This window comes from Latilactobacillus graminis DSM 20719 (genome assembly GCF_001436415.1).
Classification (GTDB): Bacteria; Bacillota; Bacilli; order Lactobacillales; family Lactobacillaceae; genus Latilactobacillus; species Latilactobacillus graminis.
The window spans coordinates 24,486-37,637 of record NZ_AYZB01000037.1 but is presented as its reverse complement, the minus strand read 5'-3'; the positions used below and the strand labels follow the sequence as shown (position 1 = coordinate 37,637).

14 protein-coding genes are annotated in these 13,152 nt (G+C 41.9%); all 14 read left to right on the top strand.

Annotated features, from left to right (window positions below; all coding sequences use genetic code 11):
- Positions 1-9 precede the first annotated feature (9 nt).
- Positions 10-648, top strand: a complete 639-nt coding sequence (locus tag FC90_RS06685; protein WP_057908502.1) for a YpmS family protein — start codon at positions 10-12, stop codon at positions 646-648.
- A 9-nt stretch (positions 649-657) separates the two neighbouring features.
- Positions 658-882: a YozE family protein gene (locus FC90_RS06680; protein WP_057908501.1), complete on the top strand. Its 225-nt coding sequence runs from the start codon at positions 658-660 to the stop codon at positions 880-882.
- A complete protein-coding gene (gene lepB, locus FC90_RS06675; protein ID WP_057908500.1) occupies positions 882-1,436 on the top strand; it encodes a signal peptidase I in 555 nt (184 codons plus the stop codon). The genes FC90_RS06680 and lepB overlap by 1 nt, the downstream gene beginning before the upstream one ends.
- Before the next feature lie 11 nt (positions 1,437-1,447).
- Entirely contained in the window at positions 1,448-2,299 is an 852-nt protein-coding gene (gene ylqF, locus FC90_RS06670) for a ribosome biogenesis GTPase YlqF (RefSeq protein WP_057908499.1), read from the top strand.
- Positions 2,296-3,057 (top strand): ribonuclease HII, encoded by a 762-nt coding sequence (locus FC90_RS06665; RefSeq protein ID WP_057908498.1) that lies wholly within the window; start codon positions 2,296-2,298, stop codon positions 3,055-3,057. The genes ylqF and FC90_RS06665 overlap by 4 nt, the downstream gene beginning before the upstream one ends.
- A gap of 49 nt (positions 3,058-3,106) precedes the next feature.
- Positions 3,107-3,973 carry a DNA-processing protein DprA gene (gene dprA / locus FC90_RS06660; protein WP_057908497.1) on the top strand — a complete coding sequence of 289 codons (867 nt, stop codon included), beginning with the start codon at positions 3,107-3,109 and terminating at the stop codon, positions 3,971-3,973.
- 95 nt (positions 3,974-4,068) lie between these two features.
- Entirely contained in the window at positions 4,069-4,923 is an 855-nt protein-coding gene (locus tag FC90_RS06655; RefSeq protein ID WP_057908496.1) for an SDR family oxidoreductase, read from the top strand.
- A 32-nt stretch (positions 4,924-4,955) separates the two neighbouring features.
- Positions 4,956-5,399 carry an Rrf2 family transcriptional regulator gene (locus FC90_RS06650; protein ID WP_057908495.1) on the top strand — a complete coding sequence of 148 codons (444 nt, stop codon included), beginning with the start codon at positions 4,956-4,958 and terminating at the stop codon, positions 5,397-5,399.
- Positions 5,400-5,657: 258 nt separating this feature from the next.
- Positions 5,658-7,742, top strand: coding sequence for a type I DNA topoisomerase (gene topA, locus FC90_RS06645; protein WP_057908494.1), 2,085 nt, complete (start codon positions 5,658-5,660; stop codon positions 7,740-7,742).
- Between the two features lie 22 nt (positions 7,743-7,764).
- Positions 7,765-9,075: an FADH(2)-oxidizing methylenetetrahydrofolate--tRNA-(uracil(54)-C(5))-methyltransferase TrmFO gene (gene trmFO / locus FC90_RS06640; RefSeq protein WP_057908493.1), complete on the top strand. Its 1,311-nt coding sequence runs from the start codon at positions 7,765-7,767 to the stop codon at positions 9,073-9,075.
- 66 nt (positions 9,076-9,141) lie between these two features.
- Complete coding sequence (gene xerC / locus FC90_RS06635; protein WP_057908492.1) at positions 9,142-10,047, top strand: tyrosine recombinase XerC; 906 nt, start codon at positions 9,142-9,144, stop codon at positions 10,045-10,047.
- A gap of 223 nt (positions 10,048-10,270) precedes the next feature.
- Complete coding sequence (gene hslV / locus FC90_RS06630; protein WP_057908491.1) at positions 10,271-10,816, top strand: ATP-dependent protease subunit HslV; 546 nt, start codon at positions 10,271-10,273, stop codon at positions 10,814-10,816.
- A 13-nt stretch (positions 10,817-10,829) separates the two neighbouring features.
- A complete protein-coding gene (gene hslU, locus FC90_RS06625) occupies positions 10,830-12,248 on the top strand; it encodes an ATP-dependent protease ATPase subunit HslU (protein WP_057908490.1) in 1,419 nt (472 codons plus the stop codon).
- Positions 12,249-12,271: 23 nt separating this feature from the next.
- Entirely contained in the window at positions 12,272-13,150 is an 879-nt protein-coding gene (locus FC90_RS06620) for an aldose 1-epimerase family protein (RefSeq protein ID WP_057908489.1), read from the top strand.
- Positions 13,151-13,152: the final 2 nt, after the last annotated feature.

Below are 13,152 nucleotides of genomic sequence, written 5' to 3'. Positions count from 1 at the left end.
GATGGGTTTATGATAACCAGACAGGTACAACAAGCCACACCAAATTCAACAAACCGACTTAAACACAAGTTTAATTATTGGAAGTACAGCTTTATTGTTTTATTAGCCATTGTCATTGGAACTATCGGCTTTGTGGGTTACAATGTGGCAGTCCCGAGTACAACCCCAATTAAGACTGAAAAAATAATTAAAGCCGACAGCACCTTTGAAATTCAATTGCACAAACAGCAGATCAATAGTTTGGTGGCGTATTACTTACAAAATTATTTAGCAGATTCGAAAATTAAATATCAATTAACGTTGGATCAACAAGCGGTTTTATCAGGTCAATTTAAATTTTTAGGGTTTCCTGTTGAATTTAATCTCTTTTTTAAACCCTACGTGTTAGAAAATGGCGATGTGCAGTTACGCGCTAAACAATTGGCAGTCGGACAGCTAAAAGTCCCCATGTCATTTGTATTTAACTATATTAAGCGGCAATATAAATTCCCCAAATGGGTTATTCTAGATGCCCATCAAAATCGTATTACATTACGATTAAATGAATTTAAACTTGAAAATGGGTTGCAAGTAACGGCTAAGCATATTGATTTGAAGAATGACAAAATTGATTTAGATGTCTACATCCCGTTAAAAAATAAGAAATAAGGTGTTCTGATGAAGCAGAGTTTTTATCGTTACCTCATGACCCAACGTGATCCGAATAACTATGAGCCAGTCGCTCAATTTGCCAATAATGCTTTTTTTGATCAATCTTTTCCTAAGCAAAGTGGAGATTATGAGACGTTAACGCGGTATTTAGAACTTAATGGGAGTTACTTACCTAGTATGACGATATTTGATGAAGCCTTTGTTAACTATCAGGAAAGTGAACAAGCCTAATGATTCTTCCAAAGCAAAAATTGAGACGGGGATCGGCGATTATTGGTTATTGGATACTGGCCATTCTATTGGCTGGGACGCTAGCCATAGTAATACGGTCATTTGTTTTAGTACCCGCATCAGTTGCAGGTCAATCGATGGCCCCGAATTTAAAATCAGCTGACCAACTTTTATTACGAACAAGCGGTCCAATAAAACGCTTTGATATAGTGGTTTTTAAGCGATCTGATCACGTTACCTATGTGAAACGGGTGATTGGTTTGCCCGGGGAGACTGTAGCCTACCGCAATGACCGACTATATGTTAACGGGCGTTATGTAACTGAACCGTTTTTGAATCAGGTTAAGCGCAAGACAGGCATTTTAACATCTGATTTCGAGTTAAAAGCGTTAATGGGTGAATATCAGATTCCCGCTAATGAATACTTTGTATTAGGTGATAATCGCCAAATTAGTAAAGATAGTCGTTTATTTGGTACGATTCACCGGGATACAATTCTCGGCCGGGCAGTGGCGGTCTATTATCCATTACATGACATTCAGCGTTTGAAATAAAGGAGTTATTTATGACAATTCAATGGTACCCAGGCCATATGGCAAAGGCTCAAAAACAAATTAAAGAACGATTAAAAGCAGTTGATTTAATTCTCGAAATCGTCGATGCGCGCGTACCAGAATCATCAATCAATCCAATGATTGCAGAGCTCGGACAGAATAAACCAATCCTCTTAATCATGAATAAAGCAGATATGGCAGATGCCAAACGGACTCAACAATGGATTGAAACGTTTAAAAAACGGGGGATTACAGCAATCGCGCTTGATGCGCAACATAAATCAAAATTACCGCAAATCGAAAAAGTAGCACAAGAAATTTTGGCAGACAAACTTGCTAAAAAACGGGCAAAGGGGATTCTTAATCCGGTTATCCGTGCAATGTGTGTTGGGGTTCCTAACGTTGGTAAATCAACGATTTTGAATCGGTTGGTGCAAAAAAATATTGCAATTACGGGAAATAAACCGGGGGTCACCAAGAACCAGCAATGGTTAAAAGCTGGTCAATCATTGGAGCTTTTGGATACTCCAGGCGTTTTATGGCCTAAGTTTGAAGATCCAGCAGTGGGGAATAAGTTAGCCTTAACCGGCGCAATTTCTGATGCCATCTATCATGCTGACGATGTGGTGGTTTATGCGCTTGATTATTTCAAGGATTTTTATCCGCATCAATTGGAAAAAGAATACCATGTAACAGCGGCGGAACTTGAACTGGAAGTCCCTGATTTAATCATGGCCTTGACCAAACGATTGGGTTTCAAAGAAGACTACGATCGTTTCTGTACGAAATTCATTACGGATGCACGTAAAGGCAAGTTGGGGCGTTTCACACTCGATATCATTCCAGTGGAGGCGCAAGCATGACTACTCAAACATCAATTGCTGCAATTAAAGCGCGTTTATTAGCGCCGATTACGGCCGAGGAAATCGCTCTTTTGCGGGCCGATTCTCGAGTGGGGGTTCAAAAATTACTTGCTCAATATGAAAAGCGGGTGGCCAAATTAGCAATCCAAAAAGAAGCGTTTCGCAAACGGCGTCAGTTGGAAGAGCAACTATGGCCTGAATATCCACTAATTGCTGGGATTGATGAAGTGGGGCGTGGACCATTAGCTGGCCCAGTGGTGACGGCGGCCGTTATTTTACCACATAATTTTAATTTATGGCAGGTGAATGACTCTAAACAACTATCGTCTAAGCTCAAACAAGAACTATACCGTGGTATTATGGAGCAAGCCATCGGAGTGAGCATTGGAATTGCTGATGCTCCCCGGATTGACCGGGAGAACATTTACCATGCAACTGAATTAGCCATGGGAGAAGCGGTGAATGCTTTATCCCCGCAACCCGATTATCTATTGGTTGATGCGATGACCGTCCCAACTGATAAACCACAGGAAAAATTAATTAAAGGTGACGCACGGAGTATCAGTATCGCTGCGGCTAGTATCGTTGCGAAGGTAATCCGCGATCAATTAATGATTAATTATGCTCAACAATATCCTGGTTATGATTTTGCCAACAATATGGGTTATGGAACAGCAAAACATTTAACTGGCTTAGCTAAATTAGGGGTGACCCCGCTTCACCGTCGTAGTTTTGCACCCGTTCAAAAAACTTTATAAAAAATAAAACAGCTCCCTTACGGATATAATCGTAAAGGAGCTGTTTTATGTGTTGACTAAAAAGCAATTACTATTGAAAGTTCATCTGGCCAAAGGGTTCGGTCCAGCTAGTGAACTGCGGTTGGCCGCGTGGTTGGTGACAAGCCATAATTGGGCATTATCGGCACTGGAGATTGCCCAAATTGCGTGCTTGCCAGAACGTTATTGGACAACATTTCAAGCGAGCTTCGTAAGTCGTGATTTGCAAGTGAAATGTGCGCATCATGAGTGCCGTGTTCAATATGTGACAATCTTAGAAACCGCATATCCACAACGTTTATTGGAAACGTATTGTCCGCCAGTAGTGTTATTTTATCGGGGAAATCTACAATTGTTAAAGCGCCCGTGTGTAGCAATTGTGGGTGCTCGGCAAGCGACTCAGTATACAAAACAAGCGCTACAGCGTTTATTAGAACTATCACCCGCAACCACAATTATTAGTGGCTTGGCACAAGGCGCGGATGCGATGGCTCATGAAGTTACCATGCAAAAAGGATTACGACCAATTGGCGTGATTGGAACGGGCTTGAATTGTTATTATCCGCCACAGAACGAACGTCTTCAGCAGCAAGTTGCTGAAGAAGGAATATTGATATCCGAATATGGTTTGGACGTAACCGCTAAGAAGCACCACTTCCCAGCCAGAAATCGGATCATCGCCGGACTTTGTCATAGTTTAGTGGTCACAGAAGCCCGCCAAAAAAGTGGCAGCTTGATTACCGCTAATTTAGCATTGCAAGCCAATCGGAATGTGTATGCCTTACCGGGTCAGATTAATCATTCATTATCGGCAGGTTGTAATCAGTTAATCTTGTCTGGGGCAACGCCGCTTTTAAATCAACGGTTGTTAATGGATGAGTTACATTATTTTGATTGAGAGTTGAGGGTTGACAATCTTGTAAGATGCTGTTAATATTAAAGTCACAAGTTACTTATAAAGTAACAAATGAAATTCAAAAGGAGATTTTTAATATGAAATATGCAATTACCGCAGTCACAGGTCGTTTTGGACAAGTCGCAATGAAGACGTTGGCCGAGTTAGTGCCCGCAGAACAAATTATTGGTTTAGCACGGAATACTGACAAAGCAGCTAACATGGTGCCAGCCGGTGTCACAGTCCGCCCTGGTGATTATAATGACGTTGCCACGTTAACTGAATCAATGAAAGGGGTCGATCGGTTACTATTCATCTCATCACAACCTGGTGGCGATGTTCCTCGTGCCCAACAACACTTAAACGTCATTGAAGCGGCTAAAAATGCTGGGGTTAAATGGATTGCTTACACGAGTTTCCCACATGCTGATTCAGCAACAGGTGCTTTAGCAAGTGATCATATTCAAACTGAAAAAGCATTGGCAGCATCAGGCATTGACCATACGTTCTTACGCAATAACTGGTATCTTGAAAACGAAATGGATAGTATCAAAGGAGCCTTAGCGGGTCAACCATTCGTTTATGGTGCCGGTGAAGGACATGTCGGTTGGGCGCTTGAACATGACTATGCTGAAGCAGCGGCTAAGGTATTAGTCAGTGATCAACCAAAAGCGATTTACGAATTTGCTGGGGTCCCAGCAACCTATGCCGATTTAGCTCAAGCGATTAGTGAGTTGACTAATCAAGAATTTAAGGTAGTATCATTAGATACGGCTGATTATCGTCGAGGTCTTGAAGACAACGGCTTACCTGCTGAAGTTGCAGAAGTTGTCACTGCGATTCAAACAATGATTCAAGATGGTGATTTAGATGAAACCACTTCTGATTTACCTGATGTCTTAGGTCGACCATTACCTTCATTAAAAGCAGCGTTACAGACGATTATTAAATAAGCCTGAATTGATCTTAAAAAGGCGGTTGAACCATGAAATACTCTCATAAACTTAGTGATGCCATCCATATTTTAGCCTATGTTGATATGTTTCAAGATGGTGATTTATCCAGCCAAGCGATTGCCGGGAGCATTGAGTCTAATCCTAGTTTAGTGCGGCGACTAATGTCATTACTGGTGAAGGCGGACTTATTAGCGACTAAACCGGGCACGATTGCCCCTAAATTAGCGCGTCCAGCAGAACAGATTACGTTGTTAGTTGTTTTTCAGGCACTTGACACAGATCAACGATTGTTACACGTTGATGAAAAGACGAATCCAGATTGTCTGGTTGGTGGCAACATTCAAGCAACGCTTGATGCGGCCTATACTCAGGTACAAAGGGCTGCAGAAGCAGAAATGGCAACCATTACGCTGGCCCAGATTATCGCGGGGATTCGCGAACGAGCGATCCAAAAAAGTAGTGCACGGAACTAGTGCTTCAATTTAGTGACTATATAAATAGAAGAAATCGGGGTTTGACCAAGCGGTTAAATCCCGTTTTTTGGTTGTCAATTCCTTTATTTTTAGTAGAATTTGTGCAGTGGAAAACAATTTCTCTTTGGCATACCGCTAAACCTATGCTATGCTTTAAGCTGTTAATATTAGGCATACTATCATTTGACAATCATCAAGGTGATGGTTTATGCTGATGAACGTTTTCAAACAAAATGTTCTGTTGAAAGGGGTTTGTCCATGGCAGGCAAAAATTTAGTCATTGTAGAATCACCTGCAAAGGCCAAAACAATTGAAAAGTACCTTGGGCGCAACTATAAGGTTGTCGCTAGCAAGGGTCACATCCGCGATTTACCAAAGAGTCAAATGGGTGTCGATTTTGAAAATAATTATGAGCCTAAATATATCTCGATTCGCGGTAAAGGTGAAACGATTAAAGAATTAAAAAAGCAAGCTAAAAAAGTTGATCATATCTATCTTGCAGCCGATCCGGATCGCGAAGGGGAAGCCATCGCATGGCACGTTTCCCATATTTTAAAACTTGATCCAACTGAAAAAAACCGAGTTGTCTTTAACGAAATTACCAAAGACACCGTTAAAAGTGCTTTTAAAAATCCACGCAGTATCGATATGAAACTCGTTGATGCACAACAAGCACGGCGTGTGCTCGATCGAATCGTCGGATATTCAATTAGTCCACTACTCTGGCAAAAAGTTAAAAAGGGTTTGAGTGCTGGTCGGGTTCAATCCGTTGCGTTAAAACTGGTGATTGATCGTGAAAATGAGATTAAAGCATTTGTTCCAGAAGAATACTGGTCGTTAGATGCTGAATTCAAAAAAGGCCGGAGTAAGTTTAACGCCAGTTTCTATGGTGTGAAGGGTAAGAAACTACCATTAGGTGACAACGAAGCGGTCCAAGCGATTTTGAAGCAAATCGATAAGACCACTGATTTCACAATTGAAGATGTTAAGAAACGGGAACGCAAACGTTTTGCGGCCGCACCGTTTACAACGAGTTCCTTGCAACAAGAAGCTAACCGTAAACTGAATTTTAGAACTCGAAAAACAATGATGCAAGCACAACAATTATATGAAGGGATTAACCTCGGTGGCAAAGAAGGCACGGTCGGATTAATTACTTATATGCGGACCGATTCAACGCGGATTTCAACTGGTGCCAAACATGAAGCTTCACAATTTATCCATGATAATTATGGTGCAGAATATGCGGCATTAAAGGTCCATAAGACAAAGAATCCAGAAGGCGCACAAGATGCCCATGAAGCAATTCGCCCAACGTCAGTAATGCGGACGCCCAAGAGCTTGAAAGACGTCTTAACCAATGATCAATATAAGATTTATAACTTAATTTGGTCACGGTTTGTGGCAAGTCAGATGACACCAGCGATTTTTGATACGGTCGCGGTTAAGATTGCTCAAGGCGATGTCTTATTCAAAGCCAACGGTTCCCAAATGAAGTTTTCGGGTTTTACGAAACTTTATGTGTCATCACGGGACACTGAAGATTCTGCTAAGGACAATGTCTTACCAGAACTGGCAGTCGGGGATGCTGTGAAACTCATTAAGACCGATCCGGCCCAACATTTCACACAGCCACCAGCCCGTTATTCTGAAGCTAACTTAGTTAAGGCTTTGGAAGAAAACGGTGTGGGCCGTCCATCAACTTATTCACCAACGATTGAAACCATTCAACGTCGTTATTACGTGAAATTAAACGCGAAACGTTTTGAACCTACTGAATTAGGTGAAATCGTCAACGGTTTAATTGTTGAGTTTTTCCCGGACATTGTGAATATCGATTTTACGGCTGATTTGGAACATCGTTTGGATGAAGTTGAAACCGGTCAAGAGGACTGGGTCAAAGTGATTGATAACTTTTTCAAACCATTTGAAAAAGAAGTTGAAAAAGCGAGTGAACAAATTGAGAAAGTCCAAATTAAAGATGAACCGGCTGGTTTCGATTGTGATATCTGTGGTGCCCCAATGGTCGTCAAAATGGGCCGTTACGGTAAATTCTTCGCCTGCAGTCGCTTCCCAGATTGTCGCAATACCAAGGCAATTGTGAAGGAAATCGGTGTTATCTGTCCAAAATGTGGTAAGGGACAAGTCATCGAACGTAAATCGAAGAAAAATCGACTCTTCTATGGTTGTGATCGTTACCCCGACTGTGACTTTGTGACTTGGGATAAACCAGTTGGTAGAAACTGTCCGAAGTGTGAACATTACCTCGTTGAAAAGAAAATTAAAGGCGGCAAACAAGTAATTTGTCCAAACGGCGACTATGAAGAAACCGTTCAAAAATAATTAGAAAAGTGGCGACTAGCAAATGAGCACAGAACCTTTTGTAAACGTGATAGGTGCCGGATTAGCCGGTTCAGAAGCAGCTTGGCAAATTGCCCAACGCGGTGTGAATGTGCACCTCTATGAAATGCGTCCAGTCAAAATGACCCCAGCACACCATACAGAACAATTCGCAGAATTAGTTTGTACGAATTCGCTCCGTGCGAACCAAATTACCAATGCGGTTGGCTTAATTAAAGAAGAAATGCGGCATTTAGACTCGTTAATCATCAGCGCAGCTGACCAAAATGCCGTGCCGGCTGGTGGGGCATTAGCTGTTGATCGGACCCCTTTTTCACAAACCGTGACGGAGCGCTTAGCGAATCATGAACGTGTTACTGTCCATCATGAAGAATTAACCGATTTTCCAGAAGGCCCAACGATTGTCGCGACTGGCCCATTGACATCAGAAGGCTTAGCTGAAAAAATCAGTGCCTTAAACGGCAGTGATGGCTTGTACTTCTATGACGCTGCAGCGCCAATTTTGGATAAGAATAGTATTGATTTCGATAAAGTATACCTCAAATCGCGCTATGATAAAGGAGAAGCGGCTTACTTAAACTGCCCAATGACTGAAGAAGAATTCGAAAACTTCTACAAGGCATTAATCAGTGCCGATGTCGCCGAAATGCACGATTTTGAAGAAGAAAAATTCTTCGATGGTTGTATGCCAATCGAAGTGATGGCCAAACGTGGCATTAAGACGATGTTATTTGGGCCCTTGAAACCCGTTGGCTTAGAAGATCCCGACACGGGTAAGCAACCGTACGCGGTTGTTCAATTGCGCCAAGATAATGCGGCTGCTAGTTTGTATAACATCGTTGGTTTCCAAACGCATTTGAAGTGGGGCGAACAAAAACGTGTTTTCCGGATGATTCCTGGTTTAGAAAACGCTGAATTTGTGCGATATGGGGTTATGCATCGGAATACATTTATGAAATCACCAGACGTGTTATTACCAACATATCAATCAAAACAACGGCATGATTTATTCTTTGCTGGGCAAATGACTGGGGTGGAAGGCTACGTTGAAAGTGCTGCTTCTGGGTTAGTGGCCGGGATTAACGCCGCGAAACTTGCGTTGGACCAAACACCAGCTGCTTTCCCAACGGATACGGCAATGGGGTCAATGGCACACTATATCACGCATACCAGTGCCAAACATTTTCAACCAATGAATGCTAACTTTGGGATTTTCGAACCTTTGAAACAACGGATTCGCGATAAAAGAGAACGGAACCAAGCGCTTGCTGAGCGCGCACTTGAAAGTATCGACCAATTTAAGGTGACACTTTAATGCGAATCTTTTAAATCCCGCCAGGCTTGTGGTAAAGTAATATTAATCAAGCTTGGAGGGATTTTTTTGGCGTTAGAACAAGAATGGCTTAATCTTTTTTTACAGTATTTAGTGGTTGATCGGCATTACTCGGCTGAAACCCAAAAAGCTTATCAAGCTGATATTCAAATGTTTAGCGCTTTTTTAACCACTAACGGTGGGTTATCGTCGTTCAAACAGGTCACCCCACTGGATGTGCAGACTTATTTGAATGAAATGAATCAAAAAGAGTATAGTCGCGAAACCGTCGCGCGGCGGATTTCGAGCTTGCGGTCGTTTTATCGGTATTTGGTAAAAAATGAGTTTGTTCAAACCGATCCTTTTGAAGCCGTACAACTTAAAAAGCAACAGCATAAGCTACCCCGCTTTTTCTACGAAAAAGAAATGGATGCTTTGTTTGCCGCCATTGAAGGGGATCAACCGCTTGATCAACGAAACCGCGCCATCCTAGAATTACTATACGCGACGGGGATACGGGTGAGTGAGTGCGCACAGTTGACGGTAGCACAAATTGATTTCGGCTTACGCGTCATTCTTGTTCATGGTAAAGGGAACAAAGACCGCTATGTGCCATTCGGTCATCATGCCGAACGTGCCTTGCAAGCTTATTTAAAAGCAGGTCGTGTTCAATTGATGGCTAAAAAACAATTGGATCACGACGTTGTTTTTGTTAATCATCGCGGTACACCAATTACGAGTCGGGGAATTGAATATATTTTAGATCAGATTATCAAGAAAACGAGCTTAACAAGTGATATTCATCCGCATATGATTCGGCATACCTTTGCGACTCATTTATTGGACCATGGTGCTGATTTACGAACGGTTCAAGAATTATTAGGCCACAGTAGCTTATCAACCACGCAGATTTATACGCATGTCACCACCGCCCATTTACAAAAAGATTACCGCCAATTCTTTCCCCGCGCGTAAAACTCGGACTAAAGTTTGATTTTTTTCAATGAAAAATAGACTAATATTAGCACACAGTCTTAAAGACTGCTAAAATAATGAGTGTGTCATCAACGGTTAGTTTCTGAGTACTTGTGTAGCTAGACGCAAGAACATGGTTTGAAAAGCACGTTAACAGCTATCCAAGTTCACATATTTTTATATCGGGTGAACACATCCCCAAACAACGTTAGGAGTAATTCATATGACAACAATTTGTGCAGTTAAACATAATGGCAAAACAGCGATCGCTGGTGACGGTCAAGTCACAATGGGCGAAAAATTTGTTACGAAGGATTCTGCTAAGAAGGTCCGCCGGATTTATGGCAATAAGGTCGCAATCGGCTTTGCTGGTGGTGTTGCAGATGCTTTTACGTTACAAGAATGGTTTGAACAAAAATTAGAAAAATATTCCGGCGACTTACAACATGCGGCCGTTGCTTTAGCACAAGATTGGCGTAAAGACCCGACGCTTCAAAAATTAGAAGCGATGTTGATTGCAGTCAACGCAACTGATATTTTATTAATTTCAGGGAATGGTGAAGTGATCACCCCTGATACGCTATCTGAATCGGGTGATCAAGTGATTGCCGTTGGTTCAGGCGGCAACTTTGCCCAAGCAGCAGCCACTGCATTATTAAGTGCAGGAAAAGCTGATTTAACCGTGGAAAAAATTGTTGAAACAAGCGTTGATATTGCTGGTGGAATTGATGTTTATACCAACCACAACGTGATTGTCGAATCATTTTAGGAGGGCGCTCACAATGGATTTAATGAATAAAACACCTAAAACAATCGTTGCTGAACTTGATCAGTTTGTAATCGGACAAGATCAAGCTAAAAAGGCCGTGGCGGTCGCATTATATAACCGTTATCGGCGGATGCAACTTAGTACCAAAATGCAACAAGAAATCACGCCTAAAAATCTATTAATGATCGGACCAACGGGGGTCGGAAAAACAGAAATTGCTCGGCGGTTAGCGAAAGTTGTCGATGCCCCATTTATCAAGGTTGAAGCCACGAAATTTACCGAAGTTGGTTATGTTGGCCGCGACGTTGAATCAATGGTCCGTGATTTAGCCGATGTGGCTGTTCACATGGAAGAAACCGAACAGTTTAAAAACGTCCGTACTAAGGCTGCCCGTCAAGCAGATAAGCGTCTGGTTAAATTATTAGTGCCAGGTATCAAAAAGGAACAACGTAAGAACAATAACAACATGAATGATTTAATGAACATGTTTAATGCCCTTCAAAAAGGGGAAACACCTGCTGGGTTCGGGCAAGCTGAACCAGAAGAAGTGACGGATGATATTCGTAACGAACGGTTATCCGTCAAGGAACAGTTGGACAAGGGCTTGTTGGATGACCGGGAAATCGAAATTCAAGTTGATGAACCGAAAAAAGCTGCTCCAATGAACGACATGATGGGTCAAATGGGGATTGATTTAAACGATACTTTAGGGTCACTCATGCCAAAAAAGAAAATTACGCGGACCGTTACGGTTAAAGAAGCTCGTGAAGTCTTCATTCAAGAAGAGTCAGCCAAATTAGTTAATCACGCTGATATTTACCATGATGCGTTACAACGCGCTGAAAATACCGGGATTATTTTTATCGATGAAATTGATAAAATTGTTGCTGGTGGGAAAAAACAAGCCGGTGAAGTTTCTCGTGAAGGGGTTCAACGCGATATTTTACCAATCGTTGAAGGCTCCCAGGTTAATACCAAATATGGTATGTTAAAAACCGATCATATCTTATTTATCGGTTCAGGCGCCTTTGCAGAATCTAAACCAAGCGATTTAATTGCTGAATTACAAGGGCGTTTCCCAATTCGCGTTGAATTAGAAGATTTAACTGAAGAAGATTTTGTACGGATCCTGACGGAACCTAATAATGCGCTAGTTAAACAGTATATGGCCTTGATTGGTGCTGATGGAGTACATGTTACTTTTACAATGGAAGCCATCGGTAAGATTGCAGCGATTGCTTATCAAGTTAATCATGATACTGATAATATTGGCGCCCGGCGTTTGGCAACTATCTTAGAGAAATTATTAGAAGACATTCTTTTTGAAGGGCCCGATATGCAGATGGGCGATATTACGATTACGGAGCAATATGTCAATGATAAGATTGGTGAAATTGCGGCTGATAAAGATTTAACCCGCTTTATTTTATAATTTTTAAAAGGTGGTATTTTAAGATGATCCAAATTGCAAACGACTTTCTAACGGTAACCCTCAGTCCAAAAGGCGCTGAATTACAAAGTATCCAGAGTGCTGTTACTGGCCTTGAATATCTTTGGCAAGCAGACCTAGAAGTTTGGGGCCGCCATGCACCCGTTTTATTCCCATTCGTGGGCCGCTCAAAAGACGACCAATATACGTATAATGGGCAAACTTATCCAATGGGTCAACACGGTTTTGCCCGTGATCGTGAATTTATTGTGGCAGAACAATCGGATCACGCCGTCACTTTCTTATTGAAAGCGGATGATGCAAGTCGGAAAATCTACCCATTTGAATTTGAATTACGCGTGCGCTATCGTGTCCATGATATGCATTTGACGGTTGACTATGACGTCCGAAATGTCGCAGCAAGTGGGCCGATGTATTTCTCGATTGGTGGGCATCCAGGATTCAAGGTACCATTAACTGATGATACGCAATTTGAAGATTACTTCTTAGATTACCGCCCACAAAAATCACGGGTTAAAATTCCATTACAAGGTGCATTCATCAATTTGAATGAGCGAACATTGGCCCCTACCGATGTTGCAACGGACATCAATCATAATTTGTTCAAAAATGATGCATTAATTTACGAATTAAAAGGGCAAGCTAATGAATTTAGTATTCGCTCTGAAAAAACGGATCATGCGGTCACTATGAAACTGGCTGGTGCGCCGTTTATCGGGGTCTGGTCGCCATATCCAGTTCAAGGTAATCTGGTTTGTCTTGAACCTTGGTGGGGGATTGCCGATACGATCGATGCTAGTGGTGAACTCACAGAAAAATTTGGCGTCAACGAACTAGCTGCAGGGGAAAATTTTAACGCAAGTTATGAAATTACGATTCGTTAATG